This is a genomic window from Curtobacterium sp. PhB130 (assembly GCF_003755165.1).
GTDB lineage: Bacteria > Actinomycetota > Actinomycetes > Actinomycetales > Microbacteriaceae > Curtobacterium.
The window spans coordinates 39774-64561 of the sequence record NZ_RKII01000007.1; the positions used below are offsets into that span (position 1 = coordinate 39774).

22 protein-coding genes and 1 pseudogene are annotated in these 24788 nt (G+C 66.9%); 10 read left to right on the forward strand and 13 right to left on the reverse strand.

All coding sequences use genetic code 11. From position 1 onward, the window contains the following. Nucleotides 1-4: 4 nt before the first annotated feature. Nucleotides 5-583 carry a TetR/AcrR family transcriptional regulator gene (locus EDF24_RS06025; protein ID WP_185021575.1) on the forward strand — a complete coding sequence of 193 codons (579 nt, stop codon included), beginning with the start codon at nucleotides 5-7 and terminating at the stop codon, nucleotides 581-583. Between the two features lie 166 nt (nucleotides 584-749). Beyond that, entirely contained in the window at nucleotides 750-1334 is a 585-nt protein-coding gene (locus EDF24_RS06030; RefSeq protein WP_123701525.1) for a recombinase family protein, read from the forward strand. Nucleotides 1335-1584: 250 nt separating this feature from the next. Here EDF24_RS06030 and EDF24_RS06035 read toward each other — a convergent pair whose 3' ends face one another. Next, nucleotides 1585-1806: a 2-hydroxymuconate tautomerase gene (locus tag EDF24_RS06035; RefSeq protein ID WP_123701527.1), complete on the reverse strand. Its 222-nt coding sequence runs from the start codon at nucleotides 1804-1806 to the stop codon at nucleotides 1585-1587. A 104-nt stretch (nucleotides 1807-1910) separates the two neighbouring features. Here EDF24_RS06035 and EDF24_RS06040 point away from each other — a divergent pair, with 104 nt between their 5' ends. Then, complete coding sequence (locus tag EDF24_RS06040; RefSeq protein ID WP_123701528.1) at nucleotides 1911-2279, forward strand: helix-turn-helix domain-containing protein; 369 nt, start codon at nucleotides 1911-1913, stop codon at nucleotides 2277-2279. Nucleotides 2280-2422: 143 nt separating this feature from the next. Here the strand turns inward: EDF24_RS06040 and EDF24_RS06045 are convergent, their stop codons facing one another. From EDF24_RS06045 to EDF24_RS06055, 3 genes and pseudogenes are all read right to left on the reverse strand, one after another. Then, complete coding sequence (locus EDF24_RS06045) at nucleotides 2423-4747, reverse strand: arylsulfatase (RefSeq protein WP_221181347.1); 2325 nt, start codon at nucleotides 4745-4747, stop codon at nucleotides 2423-2425. A gap of 180 nt (nucleotides 4748-4927) precedes the next feature. Continuing rightward, nucleotides 4928-5815 carry a formylglycine-generating enzyme family protein gene (locus EDF24_RS06050; RefSeq protein ID WP_123702557.1) on the reverse strand — a complete coding sequence of 296 codons (888 nt, stop codon included), beginning with the start codon at nucleotides 5813-5815 and terminating at the stop codon, nucleotides 4928-4930. A gap of 407 nt (nucleotides 5816-6222) precedes the next feature. Then, a pseudogene (locus EDF24_RS06055) lies at nucleotides 6223-6834 on the reverse strand (isocitrate lyase/phosphoenolpyruvate mutase family protein); the annotation flags it as partial. Between the two features lie 260 nt (nucleotides 6835-7094). Between EDF24_RS06055 and EDF24_RS06060 the strand changes: the two are divergent. The 3 genes from EDF24_RS06060 to EDF24_RS06070 all read left to right on the forward strand — a co-directional run bounded on the left by EDF24_RS06060 (nucleotide 7095) and on the right by EDF24_RS06070 (nucleotide 10753). After that, nucleotides 7095-9542 carry a hypothetical protein gene (locus tag EDF24_RS06060; protein ID WP_148070813.1) on the forward strand — a complete coding sequence of 816 codons (2448 nt, stop codon included), beginning with the start codon at nucleotides 7095-7097 and terminating at the stop codon, nucleotides 9540-9542. After that, nucleotides 9542-9811: a hypothetical protein gene (locus EDF24_RS06065; RefSeq protein WP_123701536.1), complete on the forward strand. Its 270-nt coding sequence runs from the start codon at nucleotides 9542-9544 to the stop codon at nucleotides 9809-9811. Before EDF24_RS06060 ends, EDF24_RS06065 begins: the two co-directional genes overlap by 1 nt. A gap of 270 nt (nucleotides 9812-10081) precedes the next feature. After that, nucleotides 10082-10753: a hypothetical protein gene (locus EDF24_RS06070; RefSeq protein ID WP_123701538.1), complete on the forward strand. Its 672-nt coding sequence runs from the start codon at nucleotides 10082-10084 to the stop codon at nucleotides 10751-10753. A 229-nt stretch (nucleotides 10754-10982) separates the two neighbouring features. On the opposite strand, the gene EDF24_RS06075 is transcribed toward EDF24_RS06070, so the two are convergent. Further along, nucleotides 10983-11372, reverse strand: a complete 390-nt coding sequence (locus tag EDF24_RS06075; RefSeq protein WP_123701540.1) for a VOC family protein — start codon at nucleotides 11370-11372, stop codon at nucleotides 10983-10985. A gap of 139 nt (nucleotides 11373-11511) precedes the next feature. On the opposite strand from EDF24_RS06075, the gene EDF24_RS06080 reads away from it, so the two are divergent. Both EDF24_RS06080 and EDF24_RS06085 read left to right on the forward strand, forming a co-directional pair. Continuing rightward, nucleotides 11512-11763, forward strand: a complete 252-nt coding sequence (locus EDF24_RS06080; protein WP_123701542.1) for a hypothetical protein — start codon at nucleotides 11512-11514, stop codon at nucleotides 11761-11763. Between the two features lie 157 nt (nucleotides 11764-11920). After that, nucleotides 11921-12412 carry an AAA family ATPase gene (locus tag EDF24_RS06085; RefSeq protein WP_185021577.1) on the forward strand — a complete coding sequence of 164 codons (492 nt, stop codon included), beginning with the start codon at nucleotides 11921-11923 and terminating at the stop codon, nucleotides 12410-12412. 8 nt (nucleotides 12413-12420) lie between these two features. Here EDF24_RS06085 and EDF24_RS19660 read toward each other — a convergent pair whose 3' ends face one another. Further along, complete coding sequence (locus EDF24_RS19660) at nucleotides 12421-13122, reverse strand: NUDIX domain-containing protein (RefSeq protein ID WP_395867500.1); 702 nt, start codon at nucleotides 13120-13122, stop codon at nucleotides 12421-12423. Beyond that, the gene (locus tag EDF24_RS06095) at nucleotides 13068-13508 is read right to left on the reverse strand and encodes a hypothetical protein (protein ID WP_123701548.1); all 441 of its coding nucleotides are present in this window, start codon (nucleotides 13506-13508) and stop codon (nucleotides 13068-13070) included. Before EDF24_RS06095 ends, EDF24_RS19660 begins: the two co-directional genes overlap by 55 nt. 423 nt (nucleotides 13509-13931) lie before the next feature. On the opposite strand from EDF24_RS06095, the gene EDF24_RS06100 reads away from it, so the two are divergent. Next, the gene (locus tag EDF24_RS06100; RefSeq protein ID WP_123701549.1) at nucleotides 13932-15284 is read left to right on the forward strand and encodes a DUF1254 domain-containing protein; all 1353 of its coding nucleotides are present in this window, start codon (nucleotides 13932-13934) and stop codon (nucleotides 15282-15284) included. Nucleotides 15285-16693: 1409 nt separating this feature from the next. On the opposite strand, the gene EDF24_RS06110 is transcribed toward EDF24_RS06100, so the two are convergent. Both EDF24_RS06110 and EDF24_RS06115 read right to left on the reverse strand, forming a co-directional pair. Next, the gene (locus EDF24_RS06110; protein ID WP_123701554.1) at nucleotides 16694-17743 is read right to left on the reverse strand and encodes a methionine synthase; all 1050 of its coding nucleotides are present in this window, start codon (nucleotides 17741-17743) and stop codon (nucleotides 16694-16696) included. 32 nt (nucleotides 17744-17775) lie between these two features. Continuing rightward, complete coding sequence (locus tag EDF24_RS06115; RefSeq protein WP_123701556.1) at nucleotides 17776-18759, reverse strand: putative oxygenase MesX; 984 nt, start codon at nucleotides 18757-18759, stop codon at nucleotides 17776-17778. A 120-nt stretch (nucleotides 18760-18879) separates the two neighbouring features. Here EDF24_RS06115 and EDF24_RS06120 point away from each other — a divergent pair, with 120 nt between their 5' ends. Beyond that, on the forward strand, nucleotides 18880-19821 hold the full coding sequence (locus EDF24_RS06120; RefSeq protein ID WP_123701558.1) for a LysR family transcriptional regulator: 942 nt from the start codon (nucleotides 18880-18882) through the stop codon (nucleotides 19819-19821). 46 nt (nucleotides 19822-19867) lie between these two features. Here the strand turns inward: EDF24_RS06120 and EDF24_RS06125 are convergent, their stop codons facing one another. Genes EDF24_RS06125 through EDF24_RS06140 form a run of 4 tightly spaced genes read right to left on the reverse strand, consistent with a single transcriptional unit; the run spans nucleotide 19868 to nucleotide 24592 of the window. Continuing rightward, the gene (locus EDF24_RS06125; RefSeq protein WP_123701560.1) at nucleotides 19868-21334 is read right to left on the reverse strand and encodes an SDR family NAD(P)-dependent oxidoreductase; all 1467 of its coding nucleotides are present in this window, start codon (nucleotides 21332-21334) and stop codon (nucleotides 19868-19870) included. A gap of 18 nt (nucleotides 21335-21352) precedes the next feature. Further along, nucleotides 21353-22426 carry a low specificity L-threonine aldolase gene (locus EDF24_RS06130; protein ID WP_123701562.1) on the reverse strand — a complete coding sequence of 358 codons (1074 nt, stop codon included), beginning with the start codon at nucleotides 22424-22426 and terminating at the stop codon, nucleotides 21353-21355. A gap of 4 nt (nucleotides 22427-22430) precedes the next feature. Continuing rightward, nucleotides 22431-23120, reverse strand: coding sequence for an SDR family NAD(P)-dependent oxidoreductase (locus EDF24_RS06135; protein WP_123701564.1), 690 nt, complete (start codon nucleotides 23118-23120; stop codon nucleotides 22431-22433). Further along, a complete protein-coding gene (locus EDF24_RS06140) occupies nucleotides 23117-24592 on the reverse strand; it encodes a DUF6421 family protein (RefSeq protein WP_123701566.1) in 1476 nt (491 codons plus the stop codon). The genes EDF24_RS06135 and EDF24_RS06140 overlap by 4 nt, the downstream gene beginning before the upstream one ends. Between the last annotated feature and the right edge of the window lie 196 nt (nucleotides 24593-24788).

The window sequence follows — 24788 nt, forward strand, 5'->3', positions numbered from 1 at the left end:
GGGCATGCCTCGGGATGGACGGATCGTGCGGGAGCGACTCCAGCGCGCTGCGCTCGAGCTGTTCCGCGAGCGGGGTTTCGATGGTGCGACAACGGAGCAGATCGCGGCGCGGGCAGGCGTCACCGAGCGCACGTACTTCCGGCACTTCCCCGACAAGCGGGAGGTGTTGTTCGCCTCCGAGGACGAACTCCGCGAAGTCACCGCGGGGGCCCTCGCCGCGGCGCCGAGCGACCTGCCGGCACTGCCGGCACTGCTACACGCGTTCCATGACGTCGTGCCGCTCATCGAACGGAACCGGCCACTGGCAGAGCTGCGTGCGCCGATCATCCGGTCCGCCCCTGCACTCCTCGAACGCGAGCACGCGAAGGCCGCAGCACTGGTCGATCTGGTCGCGGCCGGCCTGGTCGCCCGCGGAATCTCCGAACGCGAAGCGCTGCTCTGCGCCCGTGTCGGAATGGACACGTTCAGTACCGCGATCCGACGCTGGACGCCCGGGTCGACCGACCTGCACCACGAACTCGATGACACGTTCGCAGAGCTACAGCAGGTTGCGGCGACGTTGCAGTCCAAACGGCCCGAATGATCGTTCGGCTGCGCGATTCCGAGTAGTACCCGTGGACAGGACCCGTCGCAACTGAATCTGAGCCCGCTTCGTGCGAGCGATCAACCGTCGGACTCAAGGTCAGCGACCGTTTAAGCATCGCGGTGCGAGACGAGGCGGACTCGGGAAGTCGGCGGATCCTCGCGCCATGAACGCTCTACTCATCGGGTACGCCCGCGTCTCAACCTACGAACAGGACCTCACCGCTCAGCGAGTCGCGCTTGAACGGCTTGGAGTCCTCCCGCCCAACATCCACACCGATCATGGCCTGACTGGCACGAACAGATCTCGACCAGGGCTGCGCGAAGCGCTCGCATCTTGTCGTGACGGGGACACTCTCGTAATCGCGAAGCTCGACCGGCTCGCACGAAGCCTCCGCGACGCGAAGGACATCGTCGACGAGCTCACTGCGAAGAACGTCAAGCTGAACATCGGCGGTTCCGTCCACGACCCGAACGACCCCGTCGGCCGGCTACTGTTCAACGTCCTCGCCATGGTGGCCGAGTTCGAATCCGACCTGATCCGAGCCCGAACACGGGAAGGGATGCAGATCGCGAAAGCCAAGGGCCATCTCCGCGGCCGGCAACCCAAACTCAGCTACGCGCAACAACGCCACCTCCTTGAGGTCCACCAAGCCGGCACTCACTCGGTCGCTGAACTCGCCGAGCTGTTCGGTATCGGACGAGCCACTGTCTACCGCTGCATCGAACGACAAGCACACCCCAACCGCTAATCCCTCAGCTCCGCTCTCAAACGCAGGCGTTCGAGAGCGGAGCCTCACCTGCGACCGGAACCGTAACGGACGCGGCCAGGCAGTTTCGAGCAAGCTCGTCCGCTAAACGACCGGCTACCGGGACGGTCCAGGAGACGCTCTGGCACCATCCTGGTCGCACTCGTCTCAGACGAGCGACCGACCTCCGCCGGGTGAACCACCCGACGGCGGTCGCCGCGCGCACATGTTGGCCGCGCGCCCCGTTTGCCGATCAGTCGGTTACCCCGGGTGACGCCATCTTCTCGTGGAGCAGCACGCCGCCGACGGAGTACTTCGTGTCGGAGACCTCGGTGATGAGGACGTGCACCGACTCGACGGGCGCTCCGGTGCTCGCGACGAACGCGTCCGTGATCCCGGCGGCCATGGTCTTGTACTGGACCTGTCGGTCCCCGCGCATGAGTTCGGGGACGATGTCGACGTGAATGATGGGCATGGTGCGGTCCTTTCGTTGGTTCGACCTGACGAGCTTGCGTCAGTCAGTGCCAGCTCCGGAAGACGGCACTTTGCCGTTAGGAACGCACCTCGAGGAAGGGACGCATGGACACGGGCGAGCGACAGGGCGGATTCTGCGAGTCGACGGTCCGACGGACAACCGACCTGATCGGAGGGAAGTGGTCGATGCTCGTGCTGTGGGAGCTCCTGCAGAGCGAACGTCGGTACGCCGACCTCCAGCGCCGCGTCCACGGAATCTCACAGAAAGTTCTCTCCGGCGAGCTCCGTCGCCTCGTCGGAGCCAACCTCGTCGAACGCGAAGTCACCCCGACTGTCCCGCCGCAGGTCACCTACCGCATCACGGCAGAGGGACGAAGTCTCGAAACCGTCTTCCAAGAACTCCACCGATGGGGTGCGTGGCGCTCGAATCAGCACAGGGCCGGGGCTGATGCTCACGACGCCAGGTCCACCTGATTGCACTCACGGTCCTCTGACGTCCCTCCGTTAGCGCTCCCCGCTGGTGCTCTGGAAACTAGCAGTGCCCTATAGCCCATCCGCTAACGGGCAGCGCCGCATACCTCTAAGGAGGGATGTCAGGAGTAGTCGGTGTGCGGCGGTCAGTCCATGCCGAGGTGCTGGCGGACCTTCTCCTCGGGTGAGATGTCGGCGACGTCCGAGACGAAGTCGAGGTCGACGCGGTGGATCCGGCCGGTGAACGGGAAGCCGCCGCGGGTCCGGTAGTACTCGTCGACGGGGGATCCGGTGTTCACGCCGACGCTCATGCTCTCGACCCCGAACCGTGCGCGTACCTGTTCCGGGAGGTCGAGGTGTCCGGCGGGTTCGCCGTCGATGACGAGGTCGACTGTGGCGCTGCCGCCGGGGACGTCTGCACTGGTGAACCGGAACCCGAGCGTGGTGTCGCCGTGCGGCACGGGCCGGTCGGACTCAAGCGTGTGCCGGCGGAGGTTGAAGAAGTTGTAGTGGTAGACGAGCTTGCCGTCGCGGATGTAGAGCACCCACCCCGCGGCGTCGCCGCCCACGTGGAAGAGGACGCCCTCGGCACCGTCGTCCGGGATGGTCACCGGGACGGATACGACGTGGTCGACGTTGTTGAGCTTCGGCCCGCTGCCCTCGGGGAGCCGGCGCAGGCTCGGGGGGAATGAGACGTGTTCCCGGCCGAAGAAGTAGCTCGGGCGCAGTCGGACGTCGAGCCGTTCCGCGAACCGGTCGTCCAACGGCAGCACGTTGTGCTTCGATGCTTCGACCAGGAACAGTTCCTGCATCTCGGCAAGCTTCTCCGGGTGCTGGGCCGCGAGGTCGTGCGCCTGGGAGAAGTCGTCGGCGATGTCGTAGAGCTCCCACGTGTCGTCGTCCCATGGGAATGATCCGGCTCCGATCCAGGGCAGGCGTCCGTGCCGGCAGGAGGCCATCCATCCGTCGTGGTAGATCCCGCGGTTGCCGTACATCTCGAAGTACTGCGTGCGGTGCCGGCTCGTCGCCGGGTCCTCCGTGAACGTGTACGCGAACGAGGTGCCATCGATCGGCGTCTGCGGGACACCGTTGACCATGGTCGGTTCGCTGATGCCGACCGCCTCGAGCACGGTCGGAGCGACGTCGATCACGTGGTGGAACTGGAACCGCCGGGAGCCGGCGTCCGTGATGCGTGCCGGCCAGTGCACGACCATCCCGTTGCGCGTGCCGCCGAAGTGCGACGCGATCTGCTTCGTCCACTGGAACGGGGTGTCCCCTGCGTGCGCCCACCCCACGGCCATGTGCGGGGAGCTGCCGGGCATGCCCCACTCCTCGGAGTGCGGCAGGAGGTCGGCGATGTCCTCCTGGTAGCCGTTCAGCGTGTGGATCTCGTTGAAGGTACCGATGAGGGTGCCCTCGGCGGAGGACCCGTTGTCGCCCATCACGTACAGGAAGAGCGTGTTGTCGAGCTCACCGAGCTCCTCCAGCGTGTCCACGAGTCGGCCGACCTGTTCGTCGGTCGCGGCGAGGTAGTCCGCGAAGTTCTCGAACTGCCGGCGGAACAGGTGCTGTTCATCCTCGGTGTGGTCGTCCCACGCCGGGATCTCCGCGTGCCGTTCGGTGAGGTCGGTGCCGGACGGGATGACGCCCAGGTCGAGCTGGCGCTGGAACACCCGGGCGCGGTACTCGTCCCAGCCGAAGTCGAACTGCCCGTCGTGACGCCCCCGTCGGTCGAGAGGCGGCTGGTGCGGTGCGTGCATCGCGCCGGGGGCGAAGTAGGCGAAGAACGGACGGTCCGGGGCGATGCTCTTCTGCGTCCTCATCCACTGGACACACTCGTCCGCGAGGTCCTCGGTGAGGTGGTAGCCCTCCTCGGGTGTCCGCGGGGGTTCGACCGGAGTCGTGTTCCGGACCAGCTGCGGGTAGAACTGGTCGGTTTCACCGGCGATGAACCCGTAGAAGTAGTCGAAGCCCATGTTCGTCGGCCAGTTGTCGAACGGGCCCGCGGGGCTGGTCATGTTGTCGGGGACGTTGTGGTTCTTCCCGAACCACGCGGTCGCGTAGCCGTTCTGCGACAGCGTCTCAACGAAGGTGCCACAGCTCTTCGGGATGATGCCGGTGTAACCGGGGAACCCCGTCGCCTGCTCGCCGATCACCCCGCTCGCCGCGGTGTGGTGGTTGCGACCGGTGAGCAGAGACGCCCGCGTCGGCGCGCACAGCGCGGTCGTGTGGAACTGGCAGTAGCGGAGCCCCTCATCGGCCAACCGATCGAACGTCGGGGTCTCGATGAGTCCACCGAACGTGCTCGACAGGCCGTAGCCGGCGTCGTCGATGAGCACGACCACGACGTTCGGCGCTGCCTCCGGAGCGCCCTGCGGCGGTGGGAAGTCCGCCGTGGAGTCCTTCGCGTACGTCGCGATGTCCACGTCCGGGAACCGGTACTCCGGACGCGGATACGTGTCGCGGTCCACCGGTCGCTTCCGCTCAGAACCTGTTGCGTCGGTCATCGTGACACGCGCTCCCTCTTGTCGATGAGACCGCGGCAGGCGGGGCCTCGTGAGGAAAGTACGATGCGCCAGCCGCCGTGACGTCACCCGGATCGAGTGACTTCCGTGCACACCGGTCCTCGAGACGGGTCTCCGTATCGACGGTCAGGACATGGCCCCGGCCCGGGTTGACGCTGTCGTGAGCCCGGCTGGGCGGGAGACGGTCCGGAAGCCGGCGTTGCCCATGGACGAGTCCGGTGTGTTCTGCGAGCGTGCCGCGTTCCGGTACCGGTTGCAGTACGAGTCGTGGCACAGGTACGAGCCGCCACGCATGACGCGTGGCGCGTCGGGACTGGTCGTCGCTGGACCTGCCGGGTCGACGACCGCGCCGGCAGCGGCATCGCGGGCGTAGGTGCCGACGTCGAAGACGTCGGCACACCACTCCCACACGTTCCCGACCGTCTGCCATAGCCCGTACTGGTTTGGCTCGTAGGTGCGGACCGGCGCGGTCGTCGGGAACCCGTCGTCCAGGGTGTTCGAGGTGGGGAACGTGCCCTGGAAGATGTTCACGTGCCACCTCCGCCCGTCGCCGTCAGCCGCCCCCAGGTCGTCGCCCCACGGGTACCGGGCCTGGTCGAGCCCGCCGCGGGACGCGGCTTCCCACTGCGCCTCGGTGGGGAGCGCACGGTCCGCCCAGTGGCAGTACGCCTGGGCGTCGTTCCACGAGACGTGCACCACCGGGTGGTCGCCGAACCCGTCGACGGAGGAACGCGGGCCGCCGGGATGACGCCAGTCCGCACCGCGGACACCCAACCACCACGGTGTCTGCGGCGGCTGCCCGAGGACGTCCGTGTCGTCGGCGTCGAGGGCGAGGTGGAACACGGCGGAGTAGCCGAACGTCTCGGCCTCGGTGCGGTACCCGGTCGCATCGACGAACCGGGCGAAGTCGTCGTTCGTGATGCTTGTGGCGTCGATGTCGAACGCGGACACCATCACCGGGTGCACCGGCGTCTCACCATCGCCCCACTTCCCGTCACCGTGACCGTCACCCATACGAAAAGCCTGCGCCGGAACGTGCACCTGCTCGACCGTGTGGCCGTTCGTGGCGACGGGACCCGCGACGGGCGCACCTGCCGAGACGTCCGGCGCCCGGGTGTCCGCGAACAGCTGTGAACGGCCCGTCGGGGCGCAGCAGTCATGCGTGTCGTCCGTCGAGTGCGTGGTCACCGTCTCATTCTCCGTCCGGGTCGTCCCCGATGCGACTCTGGATCGCTGACGTTTCCAGGGCCGCGACGCACAGCGACCGGAGATGCTCCGTCTCGGAGGAGCCGGCCCCCTGCACCACTCCGCTGAAGCAGGTCACCGAAGGACTTCGTCTTCGGCGTCCGATGAACGATCCGCCAATGAGACGGGCGCCGCCGACGTCGAGTACGTCGGCGGCGCGTTCCTTGGGGCGGCGCTCAGGTCCGCCTGAGTCGATTCGTCAGAACAGGGAGTTCAGTTCGCTGTGGTCGACGGACTGCGCCAGGGACTCGTAGGTGCCGGTCGTCAGCAGCTCGTCGAGCAGTCTCGTACGCCGCCTGCGCCACACCCGAACCGAGACTCACACGCGCCACTCCGAGCCCGGCGAGCTGCGCGATGTTCGGGGAACCAGGCCCGGCCATCACGTTGAGTGGACCACCGGTTGCTTCCGCCAGTGCCCTGATCACCTCGACGTCGGTGACTCCGGGAACGAAGACACCATCTGCTCCTGCTTCGATGTAGCGGTTCGCGCGGGCGAGGGTCTCCGAGAAGAGCTGCTCCGGGGCGACCAGACCTGCGAGGTACACGTCCGTTCGGGCGTTGATGAACATCGGCAGCCCGGCACGGTCGACTGTGCGTCGGGCAGCGCCGATGCGCTCCACCAGTTCGGACGGGCGAAAGGCTCCGTCCTCGATGTTGATCTCGACCGCACCGGCTTCGAGTACGGCATGGGCCGTGCGCTCGAAGCCGCCTGCGTCATTTGCGTACCCGGCTTCGATATCCGCGGTGACCGGCACCCTCACTGCGGCGGTGATCCGAGCGAGAGTCGTAACGGCCGCATCGCGCTAGACGACCGCGGTGGGCGGGTGTGACGTGGAACGTCGTTCGCAGCTCGGGCGTTGTGTTCTCCTTGGATGGGCCCTGTCGAAAAGCGTGCCGTCCTCATCCTTGCGAAAGGGATCGGTGGCCGGTGGAGCATCGACATCGGCAGCCACGTCGTCCCCCTCTCTGGGGGAGCGGCTATGGAAGCGCTGAAGATTACTCTTTCGAGGTTGACAGCACGGGGCTGTCTCCAGATCTAGGGGGTCTCGTGCGCACAGTGCTGCACGCTTCACGCCAGAGGGGACGCAGCGTTGCTGCGGCTGCTCTGGGCGCTCTCGCTCTTCTCGGTTCGCTGCTCGTCGCGACGCCGGCGCATGCGCTCAGCGACACCGGAACGGGCGGTGTCTTCGTAGCGGCCACGGGCCGTGTGCTGGATACCAAGAACAACATCGGGGGGTACAACACGCCGATGCCGGCGGACACCTGGCGGACGGTGAAGGTCGCCGGCATGGCAGGTCTCCCCGACGACGGAACCGTCGGCTCCGTGTCACTCGTCGCAACCGTGGCGGACATCCCCTCGCAGGCGATCCTCTATGGTCGTCCGGATACGAACGCTTCGACGACGTCGATGGGCATCTACGGCGGCATTGACAACGACAACACGTCGTTCTCTTCCGTGCTCGCAGTGGCAGCTGACGGCACGATTCAGGTCAAGACGCAGAATTCCGTGCGTCTGATCCTCGACGTGCAGGGTTACTACACGGCGAACACTGACGGCACCGCGCCCGGGGGCTTCGTCCCGTTGAACGGGAAGCGTATCGTCGACACCCGTTCCGGACTGGGCGCGACCAAGGCCACCGTTGCTGGCGGCAAGACCGTGACCGTCCAGGTGTCCGGTACGGCCGGCGTCCCGGCTGACGCTTCAGGGGCGATTGTGAACCTGATCGCGATCAACACGACGGACAAGGTGGGTTACCTCACCCCATATGCGGCCGACGGGACTCGCCCAACGAACTCGTTCAACTATGCCGGAAGCACGACGACCGGCATGCAGGCCCAGGTTCAGCTCTCTGCTGACGGCAAGATCAACATCTACAACGGCACCAGCGCCATCAACCTGGTTGTCGACGTGCAGGGCTACTTCACCGCCGCGGGTAAGAGCGGCGCTGTCTTCACCCCGGGCACCGGCCGCGTCTATGACTCGCGTGCAACCGGTAACAAGATCGTGGGTGCTAATGAGACCCGCGCCATCCAGGTCGCCGGGCAAGCTGGCGTCCCGGTCATCGGTTCCGGTGTTTCGGCGATTGTGCTCTCCCTCACCGTCGCGCACGGTGGCCAGAACGGTGGCTACGCCCGCGTCTGGGCAGACGACGCTGACGAACCCAACACGAGTGCGATCAACTACGACTACGACACCATCCGCACCAACACCATCACAGTGCCGCTCGGAGCAAACGGCAAGCTCGACCTACACAATGTCGGAGCCGCCACAAACTACGTGTTCGACGTACAGGGCTGGTACGCCAACCCGATCGCCCCGAAGGTGACCTGCCCCTACGCGGCAGGCTCCACTACGTACAAGATCCCGGCCGCGGACTTCACCTGTTCCGTCACTGCCCCGATCGCAACGGGAACGGCCCAGCAGCTCGGCCTCACCGTTGACGGCGCCGACGCGGGCGTTGTCGATCTGTCGGCCACCAAGACGACGACCGCGAAGGCAACCGTCGCCGCTCGAGGCGGTGAACACCGCGTGGACGCGACCATCGTGGATCAGGCGGGCAACGCCATCACCACCACCAGCGTGCTCTTCACGCTCGGCGGTGACTGGATCACCAACGGTGTCTCCGGCTACCCGGTCGACACCGCATACGCCTCCACTGACACCGGTCTGTACCTCAAAGCCACGAACGATTCGTTCGCCGATGACGTCACCACGCAGTACACCCTGACGGCCAACCCGGACGGCGTGTCGGACCCCATCGAGACCAGCACGGGGACTGCTGACGTTTTCCGTCCCGCGAGCTCACTGACTGCAGGGCAGACGTACTACTGGACTGCTCGGGTGACCGGCACCTCTGCTGGCGTCCCGGCAGATACGACGTTCGGGCCGTGGAAGTTCACCGCGTCGGACACTCCGATCGACAACTACTGCGCCGAGGCACTGCTGCAGCAGAACGCTCAGTCGGGGACTGCGACGCAGCCGGATGATTTCAACGTCTGCGCCACGATGCCGAGCGACGACCAGGATGCCGCAGCGTACGACGGAATGGGTGTCATGACCCCGGAAGCGATCTTCGACAGCACCGACAGCGCTGCAACGGCCTCGACCGGTGGTGCGGTAGTTCGCGCCGCTGGCAAGATTCGCTCGAAGACCGCGTCCGTGCATATCAACAGCCGGTCGATGATCTGGAAGAGCACCATGAAGACCCTGCAGTACTACGACGGCGCGTCAGCGTGGTCGAAGACCAAGTACCGCGGCTACCAGGGCTACATCCGGTGCAACACAAAGGACACGACTAAGGAGAGCTACAGCTTCGGCCCGAACATCTCCGTCGACAAGTGCGCCAACTACTCGCCGAAGGGTAAGGACATCCTCTACGAGCAGATCACCATACGGTACGGCATCGGCAAGATCGGACCGACATATGGTGGGAGCATGCACGCAACGCTCACTAAGAGCGGGTCGCAGTCTGCCGGAGAGGGAGTGGGATTCTGATGCAACTAGAGCACGCGAGCCGGGTCGGCCGGGCAACGGGAAAGCATGCCCTTGTCCTCGGGATCGTGCTGCTCGTACAGCTGGCGAGCAACTTCGCGCTCCCGGGCCTGGGAATCGTGTTCCTTGGCTTGCTCTTCGTCCCCGCGTGGTTCGGCAGAGGTGTTGATCGAGTCGTGTTGGCCATCGGCGCTGTTCTCAGCGCCGCATACCTAGCCGTCGCGCTCATCGACGGCATAGCTGGCTCAACAGTTGGATACCACTTCGGTTAGGTAGTACGACAGTCCATACAGCACGAAGGCCGCCGACAGCATTGTCGGCGGCCTTCGTCATGTCCTCGCCTCCGTCCGGAAACCAGCTCGTCCCCGAGCTGGATTGAGCCCGACAACTCCACCAAGTGCTAGACCGAACTCGCTGACGGAATTGCTCTTGTCAATGCAGCCGGAGAGTAGCGCTCGCGGCGGCGTCCGGTAGCCGATCGGCTTACGGGCAGGTGTCCGAGCTCTGGATCTCAACCATGGTTCATGATGTGAGGTTGACGCATGCAGATCAACGAAGCCCTGTTACCCGTACGCTCAGTGTCTGAAGTTTCCGAGTTCTACGCCCGCGCCGGCTTCGCCGTGCAGGGGGAAACCTCGCGCGTGACCGTAACCATCGGACGAAGTCGCATTGTGTTTCTCGAAGGCGAGTTCGACGGCGCGCACCACCTCGCCTTCACGATTCCAACCGGAACGTTTGACCATGCTCGGCAGTGGATCGAAGAGCGGACCTCGTTGCTGTCCGTGGATGAGCAGACCGAGTTCGAGGGCCCTGCCTCGTGGAATTCGCGGTCGCTGTACTTCAATGGTCCCGACGAGCAGGTCCTTGAGCTGATCGAACGTCGCGCGCTGAGCCATGGCCCCGTGCACTCCTTCACCGCGGCCGACCTTGTCTGTGTGAGTGAGCTTGGGGTAGCCGTTCCCGACGTTCCAAACGCAGTTCACGCGCTCGAGGCAGCGGGGATCCATCCGTACGGAAACGAACCCGCGCAGGACTTCGCTGCCGTGGGAGACGTCGACGGTCTCCTGATATTGGTCACGTCTGGTCGATCATGGTTCCCAACTGCCTCACGCCGAGTCGCGGACACCGCGATCACCGTGCAGACGACAGTGCGACAGGAAGTGTCGCTCTCCCCTGCAAAGCGCGTGATAACCATGGAGGTCCCACTCGGTTGAGGCTCGAATCCGACAGCCGATCGGCATTCGAGACGTGCACGACCTCGTGCCTGTGTTGCCTGAGATCCGAACACGTTGATCGGCACGGGTGTTGAAGTGGGGAGCGCGGACTCCCGCCCAGGGACCGCACGCTGCGGTCGCCGTAGCGGAAGGTTCGCTTCAGTCGCGAATGTTGAGCGACAGTCCCAGCTCGTCCGAAAGCCGGTCGAGCTCCTCAAGCTCCGAGGACTTATTCGACCGGTGCCGTCGTCGGTGGCTCAATGAGGTCCCAGGGCATGCAGGTCGGGTCCTCGAAGACGGCGACGGTACCGTATGGCTCTCGGCGGGGTGGTTCGCGGAACCGAGCGCCAGCAGCCACGAGGCGGTCGTAGGCTGCCGTGAAGTCGTCCGTTTCAAGGAAGAAAGCGACGTCACCTCCTGCCTGGTATCCGACCGTGTCTACATCAGAGACAGCCAGAACGAACCCCGTGCCGCCCTTGGCCGGCCCGACCACCACCCGACGCCACCCGCCTACGAAGGTCTCGTCTTGGCGGACGGTGAAGCCGAGGCCCGTCGAGAAGAACCGGATCGCATCATCCAGGTCCCGCACGAGGTAGGTGACGTTCTGCAACCGGATCATGGAGTGACCCTATCGGTGCGGCGAATCAGTCAGGCGTCCTCGATACCACGCGAGGACAACTGGGCGTCTCGCGGGCCGATCGGCTTGCGGGCGAAATCGGGTTCAACCCACACTGCCGGATCAGGGTAGGCAGGCCGTCATGGATCATCCCGAGCTTGTCACCTTCGCTGACCGTCGCATCATGATCGGCGTCCTCGCGAACCTCGCAGCTGCCTTCCTCGGCGAGGTCGATCATCCCCGCGCCGCTAGCCCACTCGTGCGGCACATGACCGACAGGTTCCGCAGCGACCTCGCTCGCGATCTGAGACACGCCCCAACCGACCAGGAGTGCTACGAAGCCCTCGAGGCGCAGATTGATCGCCTCCGACACTCCATCGGAGAGTACGACTGACCGCGTCCGTTAGCCGATCGGCTTACGGGACACCCACGAGCGACCGGGCGGCGTTCGGTAGCCGACCGGCTAACGGGACGCGTTCAGCCTCGCTCACCGCTGATCGATCGACAGCCGAGCCGGCGCCGATAGCCGACGAAGTCCTAACCTTTGTGTCGTGCTCATCGTGATCCGCGGCGCCTCTGGCTCTGGCAAGTCGACCCTGGCGGCGCAGCTGCAACAGGAGCTGGGCTGGCCCACCGCGGTGCTTGGACAAGACCACTTCCGGCGGACGATATACAAGGAGCGTCAGGACGCCGGTCACGCTGACTGCATGGAGCACGCGGCGCTTCTCGAGGTCGCAGTGAATCATTGCCTCTCGGCTGGCCAGGACGTCGTCCTGGAAGGGATCTTCCAGTCCGACCGCTACGCGACGATGCTGCAACGCATATCGAGCACATCAACCGACGCTCGCTTCTACGCCTTCAACCTCTCGTTTGAGGAGACCCTGCGACGGCATGCGGGACGATCGCTGGCGTCCGAGGTCAGCCCGGATCAGATGCGCGAGTGGTACCTCGGATGGGACCCGCTCCCGTTCGTGACGGAGCAGCCGATCCTGCCGGATGAAGCGCTAGCCGCAGTTACCCGACGAATCCTCCACTGCCGCTAGAGGATCGGTCAGCGAGGCGTGTTGTTCCGTTGGTCGTCGGCAGCGAGGATCGACGCGACCGCCGCTGGCCACAGCGCATCCAGCCGCGGCCCCCAAGGGTCCGCCATCACCCCACTCTGGCAAAGCGCGATGACCTCCGACATGGAGACCCAGCGCCAATCCATCACCTCAGCCGGATCTGCTCGCACCTGTGACCCACTGGGCTCCTGCACGACGAAGAGGTCTACGAGCGCCTTGTTCTCGGTGAATCGGCCGACGTGGCATAGAGCCTGGGGCTCGACTGTGACGTTGGCCTCCTCAAGCAGCTCTCGGCACGCTGCTGCAGGACCTGCCTCGCCTGCGAGAGCGCTCCCACCGGGGAACTCCCATCCGAAGGCGAACTCTTTCGTCGGAGCCCGCTGCGTGAGAAGGACAGTTCCGTCGACTCGGTAGACGCACACCGTGACCACCAAATGGAATGCCCCACCGGGCCAACCTGCGCCACCGCGACGGACCGTCTCACCCGTCGGTGCCCCGGCCGCGTCAACCAGATCCCACCACTCGTCCACACGGCCAGCGTAGGACCACCAGCACGCGGAACGTCGACATACGGTGTCCGGTTGCCGATCGGCTATCGGAACGTAAAGCTTGGCGCCCGGCAAGGACTCCCCGCCTGTCAGCCGACTCCCTCGCTCGACACCCGCCAGCCGCCGAAGTGGTGACGCAGGCACAGCCCCCAGCTATTGCGGCCGGAATCCATTCCGACGAGTCCTGACTCCTGCATGTCGCACTCGAAGCACTGCTCCGGATCTGAGCGGCCCGAGGCGCCACGCAGCGTCGTCCAGGAGTACATCGTCGGGTCTCCCTCGCCAGCCCACTGCGTCCAGAGACTGGCCGGGCACCATTCCGTGTCGTCCGGGGCCGAGAGCGCCCGCATGCCTTGACAGTCCCGACGGACCGCGGCGTCGAGGAACGCCCGTGCGACCATGCGGGCGGAGGCCCCGGACGACGGCAGCGGCGCATGCGGACCGGAGCGCCCGGGAACGTTCACGACGACCAGCCCGGCGACGACGACGGCCAGGACCACTCCGAATATAACGACGGTGACGCGACGCACGTGCCCATCATCGCGCGATTTCATGCTGACATGTGGGCTACCCATCTCAGGTTGGAAAGACCGCCCGGTTGAGGATCGGCTTACGGGACACCCACGAGCGACCGGGCGGCGTTCGGTAGCCGACCGGCTACCGGGACGGTATGCGCTGGCTCGATTCTCACGAGAGGGACGACGGACAGTCGCCGCGCTTGACACGCTGCCCGCCTACTGTCGCTTGCGCTGTCACGGTGGTGGTCAGGTGCCGTGCCGAGGGGGGTGGGGCTTCTAAAGGCGAGCTTCGCCCCCGCCTTCTGCGTTGGCCGGCGACCCAAGGAGAGTGGTGATCTGCACCGCGCTCCCTGTGACCAGCGGCGCGGCCGCCGCACGGAAGACCACCTGTTTCGGGTGGCGACCTCGGCGGGCTCGGCGGATGGACTCAGCGGCATGGCCGAATCGAACGATCCCCTGACAGGCGACATCGACGTGCAGCTCGTCACGAACGCGTACATCTACGGGTTCCCGCTGGTGTTCAACCTGCTCCAGGTGCTGCGGTTCACGACGGACGGCATCGGCGCAGTACCGGCCGCTGCGTTCAACACCTTCAGTCACGGACGCACCCTTGCCGGCCCCGATGACACCTTCGTGACGATCAACAACGACACGCTCTACTCGATGGCTCAGGTGGACCTCAGCAGCGGGCCGGTGGCGTTGCACGTGCCCGACACGGCGGGGCGGTACTACGTGCTGCAGTTCGTCGATGCCTGGACGAACAACTTCGCCTACGTCGGACACCGCGCCACCGGCACCGCCGCAGGCGACTACCTGCTCGTGCCACCGGACTGGGACGGCGAACCTGACGATGACGACACGGTCATCAGGTTCCCGACCACGGTTGCCTCCATCGTCGGACGGTGGGCAGTCGACGGCGACACCGACCTCCCGGCGGTGCACGCGCTCCAAGACGCGACGACGTTGACTCCCCGCACGCCTGATGCTGCACCGCACGGGCTGGCCGTTCCCGACCCGGAGGTGTCGGACGCGCTGGCGTTCCTCGAGCGCTTCCGCGTCTGGTCGCAGCAGTTCCCGCCGGCGCCGCGTGACGCCGCAGTGCAACGGTCCTTCGCGGGGCTCGGCGTGAATTCGCCGGCGTCGCCGTACGTTGGTTTGCCCGACGACGCCGTGGCGGCCCTGACGTCCGCACTCGAGGGGGCCTCGGCCCGACTGCGGCAGATCCTCGAGTCCGGCTCCAGCCCGCAGGTGAACGGCTGGAAGATGACGCTGCACGTGTTCGACTACAACCTCGACTTCTTCGAGGTCGGCGCACTCGACGACGAGCGGTTCCGCATCGAGGATCCGACCCTTCGCTACGCCGAGCGTGCCGGTGCGGCGCTCGGCGGGTTGTGGGGTAACCACGCCTACGAAGCGGCCTACGTGATGACGTTCGTCGACGATCACGGCGACCAGCTCGACGGCACGCACGAGTACACCTTCCGCCTCGCACCACCACCACCGGTGGGCGCGTTCTGGTCACTCACGATGTACGGAGTGCCGGACTTCTTCCTCGTCGCGAACCCCATCAACCGCTACTCGATCGGCGACCGCACGCCGGACGTCACCCAAGACGCCGACGGTGCACTCACGATCACCATCGCGCACCAGCAGCCCGAGTCGCCCGATGCGAACTGGTTGCCGAGCCCCGCGGGACGATTCCGTCCGGTCCTGCGCATGTACGAGCCAGGTGACGAGGTCCTCGACGGGCGCTGGACCCCGCCCGCGATCGTGCGCACCGAACGGTAAGTCCCGTCCGCGTCCCCGTCTTGCGTAAATCGCACCAGATTGCAGTTGCCAGCGCATCCACATCTCCAATCCCCGCTGGACACCACAGTTAGCGGCGCCGACGGGACGCCGCCGCATGATCACGCATCGTGTGCGTGGCTATCACGGCGCTCAGCATCAAGATCCCCGTCAACGGGCACCTGACCGCCGGGAACCTTGATGGCGGAGCACTTAGGCCCTTGCGCGTGGTCAAGGGTGCCCGGTGACCCATCGGTGACCGGACACCGTGTCGAAGGACCGGCGCTTCCTCGGGACGCGAGCAAGCGTGGTGTGAACGCGCCAGAACGCACTCATGTGCTCGTCGCATCGGTTGGTGACCGCGCCTCTCGGCATCGCACTATCCGTCGCGTCGGCATCGGGAAGAGCCGACGCGACTTGGATCTTGTTGCACGGTGCCAGCTGGCACCGCGCCTCCAGTCTGACCAGATGACGCAGCGCTGCGTATTCGAGTGCTGCCGGGCCCCGGTCTGTCCAGGCGCCAGGTCAGCGCTGGTGAGTGCGCTGGCTCCTCCGTGTCTTCTGGACGAACTTGGCGCCGAGGCCGGCCCCGATCACGACGACTGGGGTGCCGATGCAGAAGACGACCGATGATGACTTGGGGAAGCTGCCGGCGATCGCGAGCAGTGCTTCGAGGGTGGGGTTCTGGCCCGTTCGCAGAGGGAGGGGCGCGGTGCGGAGTCCGCTTGAGAGCTCCGGGCGCTGGCGCGCAGGTCTTCGTACGGCCCACGGCTGGCGAACTGTCCGCGACCCCCGCGACCCCCGCGGGCCGTACGCCACCGCTTCGATGCTCGAGTGGGGGAGCACCACGAAAGGGACTCGTGGGGACGACGGCCTGGCTCGCACTCGAGATCGAGCGGCCGGTCGCGCACTACCTCCCCAGCGTCCCCGATGCCGAGATGACTGTTGGTGATCTCATCCACCACACCTCGGGATTGCCTCGGCTTCCGGCAATGATGCGCAACCGCCTGTTCGCCGACCCGTGCCGATCTTTGCCGCTACGCCGACTGGGCGCTCGAGCCCGGCGCTGGGCACTCCCGCACGGTGAGCTGGCAGCGGGAAGGCGCATCGGTCTGGATCAACGGCGTGGTGCGGGCGGCAGGCGCGGTCATCGCCAACGCGTGAGGAGTCACCGCCGCGGTCCACACGCTCGCGAAGGCACCGCACTCGGCAGGCAAGATCGCCACGGCGCTCATCCAGCAGGAGGTGCGGCACGAGCGGGGCGGTGGAGGTGACACCAGTACCAACGCGACCTGTCGGCCGGACAGAAGCCGCGCCTCCAGGCCGGATCGAGAGCCGCGCACGGGGCGGACGCAACGCGAACGGCGGCTCTACTCCTTCCGGAAGAGAGCCGCCGTGGTGTCTCGCAGTGGTCAGTGTGCCGACGGGACTGCGGCGCCGACGAGCTCTGCCCGCACGATGTCCGCCCCGGCGGACAGCGCGCCGAGCTTGTCCAGCGCAGCACCCCGCGCCAGCGGAGCCATGCCGCAGTTGGAGCTGGGGATGAGCTTGTCCGCGTCGACGAACTCGAGGGCCCGACGCAGCACCTCGGCGACCTCCTCGGGCGTCTCCACGGTCTCGGTCGCGACGTCGATCGCCCCGAGCATGACCTTCTTCCCGCGGATGAGCTCGACGAGCTCGAGCGGCACGTGGGAGTGGATGCACTCCAGCGAGACGATGTCGATCGACGACTGCTGCAGCAGCGGGAACGACTGCTCGTACTGGCGCCACTCCGCCCCGAGCGTTGCCTTCCAGTTGTTGTTCGCCTCGATGCCGTAGCCGTAACAGATGTGCACAGCGGTCTCGGCGCGGAGGCCCTCCGCAGCACGTTCGAGCGCGGCCACGCCCCAGTCCTGCACCTCGTCGTGGAAGACGGTGAAGGCGGGCTCGTCGAACTGGATGATGTCGACGCCGGCGGCTTCGAGTTCGCGTGCCTCCTGGTTCAGGATCGTGGCGAACTCCCACGCCAGCTTCTCGCGGCTCTTGTAGTGCTGGTCGGAGAGGGTGTCGATCATCGTCATCGGGCCGGGGAGCGCCCACTTGATCGGGCGGTCGGTCTGCGCGCGGAGGAATGCAGCGTCCTCCACGAACACCGGCGCCCGGCGGCTCACGGCACCGACGACGGTGGGGACGGCCGCGTCGTACCGGTCACGGATCCGGACGGTTTCCTTGCGCTCGAGGTCGACGCCGTCCAGGTGCTCGATGAACGTCGTGACGAAGTGCTGGCGGGTCTGCTCGCCGTCGCTGACGATGTCGATGCCGTGCCGCTCCTGCTCGTGGACGGCCGCCCGGAGTGCGTCCTGCTTGCCCTCGGTGAGCGCTGCGCCTTCCAGCTGCCAGGGGGACCAGAGCTTCTCGGGCTCGGCGAGCCAGGACGGTTTCGGCAGGCTGCCGACGATCGAAGTGGGCAGGAGAGTGCTCATGCGGATGGGATTCCTGTCGAGTGGGGTGTCGGTCAGAGCGAAGGGACGGCGGCGCCGGCGGCGGCCCACCGCTCGAGCAGTGCCCGGTGCGGCTTCACGAGGTGCTCCTCGGTGTAGCGGCCCTGGGTGATCGCGAGGCGGCTCCGTTCCTCGCGGTCGTAGGAGACATCGGGCGTGGAGTAGTCGGTGTGCGCAAGGCTCGGGCGATAGGTGCTCGGCGCGGCCGTGTTCGCGTTGTAGATCTCCGGCCGGTAGATCCGCTGGAAGGTCTCCATGGTGCTGATCGTGCCGATGAGCGCCAGGTCCGAGTAGTCGCTGACCAGGTCGCCGCGCGTGTAGAACGCCAGAGGCGCCTTCCCGCCGGCAGGCATGAAGTAACGCACCTGCATCCCCATCCGACCGAAGTAGTCGTCGGTGAGCGAGGAGTGCTCGTGCAGGTACTCGGCGCCGAGGACCGGGTGGACGTACTCGGACTGCCGGTAGGTCTGGCTCGTCGAGACGCTGATGCAGACGACGGGCTCCAGGTCGAAGTTCGAGCGGAAGGCGTCCGACTCCAGGAAGCGCTGGAAGAGCTGCCCGTGCAGGTGCCCGAAGTCGGAAGGGAGGCCGGCGCTCTTGTCGAGCGACGGCAGCAGGACCGCGAAGTCGTAGTCGCGGAGGTACGACGAGAAGTTGTTGCCCAGGATGCCCTGGTGGCGTTCCCCGGTGTGCTGATCGAGGATCGCGACGTCGAGCGTCTCGAGCAGGGGGAACTCACCGTCCTCGCTTCCGTCGACGAAGTGCGCCGTGACCGAGACGATGTCGAGCTCGGTGCGGTAGCGGTCGCCGTCCGGATTGCCCACCGCCAGGTCGTTGCAGCGACGGTCGATCATGGCGAGCGCGCTGCGGAGGTTCTGCTGACGGTGCTCGCCGCGCGCCAGGTTGGCGAAGTTCGTGGTCAGCCGGGAGCTGTCCGCGGGCGAGTAGTCCTCGTCGAAGCGGGTCCTGGTGATGCTGAAGGTGAGGTCGTTCGCCATGGTCGGCAATCCGTACGTCGAGCGCCCGTGAGCACTGGGGAAGGGGGTACCTCGATGATGCCGGGAATCAGGGGCCATCGGGTAATCCCCAGACGCTATGCGCTGGTATAGCCTCCGCCTATGGCCCGCGTCTCGAACGACATCACCCTGCAGCAGCTCCGCTACTTCATCGAGGTCGCGACAGAGGGCTCGATCAGCGCGGCCGCCGATCTCCTGTACGTCGCGCAGCCGACGCTGTCCGCAGCGATGAAGGACCTGGAGGCTCGGATCGGCCGGGCGCTCTTCGTGCGTTCGGCGCGGGGTGTCGTCCTCACCGTCGACGGTGTCGAGTTCCTCGGGTACGCCCGACAGGTGGTCGAGCAGGTCTCCCTCCTCGAGCAGCGGTACGTCGGAGGGCAGCCGTCGCGTCGTCTGCTCGGGGTGTCCGCGCAGCACTACTCGTTCGCGGTGGAGGCATTCGTCCGGATGGTCGAAGGAGCGGCGGCGGACGAGTACGAGTTCTCGCTCCGTGAGACGCGCACGTGGGACATCATCGAGGACGTGCGCACGCTGCGGAGCGAGGTCGGCATCCTCTACCGCAACGACTTCAACCGGCAGGTCCTCGGGAAGCTGCTGCGGGACGCCGGGGTCATGTTCACACCGCTGTTCGTCGCGGAGCCGCACATCTTCGTGGCCCGGCGGAACCCGCTCGCGTCACGGAAGCGGGCGACCCTCGCCGACCTCGCGGACCTGCCTCGGCTGACCTTCGACCAGGGCGCGAACAACTCCTTCTACCTGTCCGAGGAGATCCTGTCGACGATGTCCAGCAAGCGGGAGATCCGCGTCTCGGACCGGGCGACGATCTTCAACCTCATGATCGGCCTCGGCGGGTACACGATCTCGACCGGGCTCATCAGCGACGACCTCGACCCTGAGATCGTCGCCATCCCCCTCGACGTCGACGAGCGCATCGAGATCGGGTGGATCGCCCACGCTTCGGTCCCGCTCACCGTGCAGGCGCAGACGTACCTCGAAGAGCTGCGGGCAGTGGTCAGCGGGTACGGCGTCGAGCCGCTCGGGTGAGGACATCGCTGCTTCGGCGCGACCGCGTCTCGCTCGCGACCGCTGCTCACCACGAGCTGGGCTTGTAGTCCTTCATGAAGACGCCGAACAGGTCGTCGCCCGCTTCGCCGCGCACGATCGGGTCGTAGACCCGGGCGGCCCCGTCGACGAGGTCGAGCGGCGCATGGAAGCCCTCCTCCGCCAGGCGGACCTTCGTCGGGTGGGGTCGCTCGTCGGTGATCCACCCGGTGTCGACGCTCGTCATCAGGATGCGGTCGGTCTCGAACATCTCCTGCGCGCTCGTGCGCGTGAGCATGTTGACCGCCGCCTTCGCCATGTTCGTGTGGGGGTGCCCCGGTCCCTTGTAGGCCCGACCGAAGACGCCCTCCATGGCGCTCACGTTCACGACGTAGGTGCGGGGCGCGGCGCTCGCCGCCATCGCTGGGCGGAGCTTCGAGATCAGGATGAACGGCGCCGTGGTGTTGGCCAGCTGGACCTCGAGCATCTCGAGGGGGTCGACCTCGTTGACGTGCTGCGTCCAGGAGTTCACGTCGTCCAGGTCGGGCACGAGGCCACCGGCATCGATCGCGGTGCCCATCGCGAGCCGTTCGAGCGAGCTCGAACCAGGGGCCATGGCCTGCTCGGTGAGTTCGTCGGCGCGTGCGGCAGCGGCCGCGAGGATGGGGTGCGCCGTGACCGAGCGGGCGAGTGCCTGCGGGTGCTGGTCGTTCGTGTGTCCGAAGGTCACGAGCTCGGGGAGCGGCCCGTCGGGGAGCGGCGCGAGTTCGGCGTCGACGAGGGGCTGGTACGCGCCGGGGGACCGGCGCACGGTCTGGGTGGCGTTGTTGATCAGGATGTCGAGGGGGCCGGCCGCGGCGACGTCCTCGGCGAGGCCGATGACCTGTGCGGGGTCGCGCAGGTCGATGCCGACCACCTTGAGGCGCGAGATCCAGTCCGCGGAGTCGGGCAGGCTCGTGAACCGGCGCACCGCGTCCCGGGGGAAGCGCGTCGTGATGGTGGTGTGGGCGCCGTCGCGCAGCAGTCGGAGCGCGATGTACATGCCGATCTTCGCGCGACCGCCGGTGAGCAGCGCCCGCTTGCCCGTCAGGTCGGTCCGGGCGTCACGCTTGGCGTGGCTCATCGCAGCGCACGAGGGGCAGAGCTGGTGGTAGAACGCGTCGACGACCGTGTAGTGCTGTTTGCACATGTAGCACGGGCGTGACTTCAGCAGGGTGCCGGCGGTGGAGGCAGCTGTGGAGCTGCTGATCGGGACGCCGCGGGTCTCGTCGTCGATGCGATCCGCCGCGCCGGTCGCGGTGGCGGCGATCACCAGGCGGTCGGCCTCGGCGATGACCGCTCGCTTCTCGAGCCGGTGTGCCCGCTTCACGGCCTTGAACATCTTCGCCGTCGCCTGGCGAACGCGCACGAAGTCGGGGTGCGTCTCCTCGATCTCGGTCATCTGCTCGAGGACGCGGAGCGTGACGATCAGGTCCTCGGCGGCGATGCCACTGGGTACGGGGTGCTCGGAGATCACACGAGATCATACGTTGGGTCAGGCCGGGACGAGCTCCCGCGCCAACGCCGCCACGAACGCGTCGATGTCCTGCTCCGAGGTGTCGAACGAGCACATCCACCGCACCTCGTTCCGCGATGCGTCCCAGTCGTAGAACCGGAAGTGTTCCCGCAGCCGATCGGCCACCCCGGCGGGCAGCGTCGCGAACACCCCGTTCGCCTGGGTCTCCTGGCTGAACGCGACGCCCTGGATGCTGCCGTCGGCGATCCCGGCCTCGAGCGCGCCGCGGAGCCGCTGCGCCATGGCGTTCGCGTGCGAAGCGGAACGGAGGTAGAGGTCGTCGGTCAGCAGCGCGATGAGCTGCGCTGACACGAACCGCATCTTCGACGAGAGTTGCATGTTCATCTTGCGGAGGTAGTGCAGGCCCTCCGACGCGGCGGGGTTCAGCACGACGATCGCTTCGCCGTAGAGCATGCCGTTCTTCGTCCCGCCGAAGCTCAGCACGTCGACGCCGGCGTCGGTGGTGAAGTCGCGGAGCGGGAGCCCGAGCGTCGCGGCAGCGTTCGAGATGCGGGCGCCGTCCATGTGCAGCGTCATGCCGAGCGGGTGGATGTGGTCCGCGATCGCCCGGATCTCCTCCACGGTGTACGCCGTGCCGAGCTCGGTGGTCTGGGTGATCGACACGACGAGCGGCTGGGCGCGGTGCTCGTCGCCCCAACCCCACGCCTCCTTGTCGATCAGGTCGGGCGTGAGCTTGCCGTCCGGCGCGTCGACGGTGAGCAGCTTCAGGCCGCCGACACGCTCGGGGGCCCCGGCCTCGTCGGTGTGGATGTGCGCGGTCGAGGTGCACACGACGGCGCCCCACCGCGGCAGCATCGACTGCAGCCCGACGACGTTCGCGCCGGTGCCGTTGAACACCGGGAACGCCTGGGCCTGGGTCCCGAAGTGTTCGTGGATGACCTCGTTGAGTCGCGCCGTGTAGACGTCCTCGCCGTAGGCGATCTGGTGGCCCTGGTTGGCCGCGGCGATCGCGTCGAGGATCTCGGGGTGGACGCCGGCGTAGTTGTCGGAGGCGAAGCCCCGAAGGTCGAGGTCGTGGAGCTGGAGAGTCACTGATTCATCCTAGGGAGCGGGTCGGCAGGGAGCGGGTCGACAGGGAGAGGGGGAGGCGGGCGCCGTTCACGTCGGCGGGCGAGGCCGACCACAGCCGGACGACCTCGTCGCCGAGCCGTTCCTCCAGGCCGGCGAGTGCGCGGACGACGAAGATCGCGGCCGCGGCGGAGGACGGCGCGTCCTTCCGGAACCCCTGGGCCACGGCACGGACCCAGGCGTCGGCGGCAGCCTTCGCGGCGGCGTAGTTCGCGCCGCCCGCAGTGGGGGAGTCGACCGCGGTGGACGAGACGATCGCGAGCCGCCCGGCCGGGGACGCGACGAGGTCGTCGTGGAAGACCCTGGTCGTGTTCCGGAGGGTGCGGAAGCCGCGGTCGAAGAAGTCCCAGTCCTCGTCGGACTGGCCGGCGAGGCCGCCGCCGCCGCGCCAGCCGCCGACCAGGTGGATCAGTCCGTCGAGGCGGCCCTGCGTGTGGACGGCGGACGCCAGCGCGGTGACCGCGCCGAGGTCCGAGAGGTCGCACGCGTGGGTGGTGACGCCCGGGACGGACGCGTGCAGGGCCTCCAGTGCGTCGGATCTGGTGCCGACCGCGACGACGGCCGCACCGGCGGCGGTGAGTGCCCGCGCGACCGCCGCGCCGCTGGCGCTGGTCGCTCCCGCGATCAGCACCAGGCGGCTGGCCACACCGTCGGTCACGCGGCGGCTTCCTCTGCGGGAGCGGAATCGTCCGGGGACGAGATGCCGGTGATGCCGGCCGTCGACGCGATGACCGCAGCCATCTTCTTGTTGAGCGCCTCGTAGAACATCGAGAGCGGGAACTCGTCGTCCAGCACCGCGTCGGTGTATCCCTTCGGCATTCCGGCGAGCGTTTCCTCCGGGAGGCCACGGGCCCATCTCGAAGCCGGGTGCGGGGTGAGCGTGCGGGTCAGCATCTCGTACGCGGCGAGCCAGTGCGCCGATTTCGGCCGGTCGATCGAGCGTCGGTACAGCTCGTTGATCTGGTCGCTGAGTGCGATGATCACGTCCGGCACCTCCGCCCAGTCGATGGTGAGTTGCGTGTCCGTCCAGTGCAGGACGTCGTGCTGGTGCATCCACGCGAAGAGCAGCTGACCCCCGAGCCCGTCGTAGTTCCGGACGCGGCTGCCGGTGATGGCGAAGCGGAAGATGCGGTCGAAGACGACGGCGTACTGCACCAGGCGGGCATGGTCCCGAATTGCCTGATCCGCGTCCGACAGTTCCTCGTCCGGTCTCGCCGACAGTTCGCGCTCCAGGCGCACCGACTCGCGGAATGCGGTGAGGTCACAGCGCAGCTCTTCCAGCGAGTAGAGGAAGAACGGCATCCGCTGCTTGATCATGAACGGGTCGAACGGCAGATCGCCGCGCATGTGGGAGCGGTCGTGGATGATGTCCCACATCACGAAGACCCGCTCCGTGAGTTCTTGATCGTCGAGCATCGCCGCGGCTTCGTCCGGGAGTTCGAGCTTGGTGATCTCGGCTGCGGCGCGGACCACCCTGCGGTACCGAGCGGCTTCGCGGTCCTGGAAGATCGCACCCCATGTGAATGCCGGGATCTCCCGCATCGCGACGGTCTCGGGGAACAGCACCGCGGAGTTCGTGTCGTAGCCCGGGGTGAAATCGACGAAGCGCAGTGCGACGAACAGCGTGTTGCCGTAGTCGCCGGCTTCGAGGTCCGCGATGAACTCCGGCCAGATGACCTCGACCAGGACGGCCTCGACCAGGCGCGAGGAACTGCCGTTCTGCGTGACCATCGGGAACACCACGAGGTGGCCGAGTCCGTCGACACGGTGCTGTTGCGGCTGGAAGGCGTTCAGCGAATCGAGGAAGTCGGGAACACCGAATCCCTGCGCTTCCCACTGCGCGAAATCGCGCTGCAACGCAGCGAGGTACGCCGCATCGTGCGGAAAGTGCGGTGCCAGTTCGGCAACGGCCGGGAGGATCGTGGCCATGTGTGCGGACGCGGCCGGGTGGGCCGATCGGTCCGGTATCGAGCCGTTCTCCGTCTGCAACGCACGGAACGACTCGACGGCGTCCTTCAGACGCCGCCACGCGGGGAGTTCGGCGACATCGCGCACGTCCAGGCGGTCCTCGACGACCTCGGGCTCTCCGACGATGGCGTCCTGCGTGAACCTCTGGACGAACTGCGACATGTCGAACCTCCCGTCATCGGGTCGGCCGCTGCGGTGCGGCGGGTACGTGCTTGCCATGAGCCTAGGGAAAAGCGGCGGACGGAATCTTGCCCATTTCCGGCGGAATCGTGCGCGTTCGACATCGTCCGCGCGGCTTGTCGACCGGCGCGCGCAACGTTTCGCCGATCGCGAGCCCGTTGGCGTGATCCGTGCGGGT

Coding starts and splice junctions, on each gene's coding strand:
- EDF24_RS06035 (WP_123701527.1), bottom strand. CDS start 1,806: ATGCCCATCATTCACGTCGACATCGTCCCCGAACTCATGCGCGGGGAC.
- EDF24_RS06025 (WP_185021575.1), top strand. CDS start 5: ATGCCTCGGGATGGACGGATCGTGCGGGAGCGACTCCAGCGCGCTGCG.
- EDF24_RS06030 (WP_123701525.1), top strand. CDS start 750: ATGAACGCTCTACTCATCGGGTACGCCCGCGTCTCAACCTACGAACAG.
- EDF24_RS06040 (WP_123701528.1), top strand. CDS start 1,911: ATGGACACGGGCGAGCGACAGGGCGGATTCTGCGAGTCGACGGTCCGA.
- EDF24_RS06100 (WP_123701549.1), top strand. CDS start 13,932: ATGGCCGAATCGAACGATCCCCTGACAGGCGACATCGACGTGCAGCTC.
- EDF24_RS06070 (WP_123701538.1), top strand. CDS start 10,082: ATGCAGATCAACGAAGCCCTGTTACCCGTACGCTCAGTGTCTGAAGTT.
- EDF24_RS06050 (WP_123702557.1), bottom strand. CDS start 5,815: ATGGGTGACGGTCACGGTGACGGGAAGTGGGGCGATGGTGAGACGCCG.
- EDF24_RS06080 (WP_123701542.1), top strand. CDS start 11,512: ATGGATCATCCCGAGCTTGTCACCTTCGCTGACCGTCGCATCATGATC.
- EDF24_RS06115 (WP_123701556.1), bottom strand. CDS start 18,759: ATGGCGAACGACCTCACCTTCAGCATCACCAGGACCCGCTTCGACGAG.
- EDF24_RS06110 (WP_123701554.1), bottom strand. CDS start 17,743: ATGAGCACTCTCCTGCCCACTTCGATCGTCGGCAGCCTGCCGAAACCG.
- EDF24_RS06140 (WP_123701566.1), bottom strand. CDS start 24,592: ATGTCGCAGTTCGTCCAGAGGTTCACGCAGGACGCCATCGTCGGAGAG.
- EDF24_RS06075 (WP_123701540.1), bottom strand. CDS start 11,372: ATGATCCGGTTGCAGAACGTCACCTACCTCGTGCGGGACCTGGATGAT.
- EDF24_RS06065 (WP_123701536.1), top strand. CDS start 9,542: ATGCAACTAGAGCACGCGAGCCGGGTCGGCCGGGCAACGGGAAAGCAT.
- EDF24_RS06120 (WP_123701558.1), top strand. CDS start 18,880: ATGGCCCGCGTCTCGAACGACATCACCCTGCAGCAGCTCCGCTACTTC.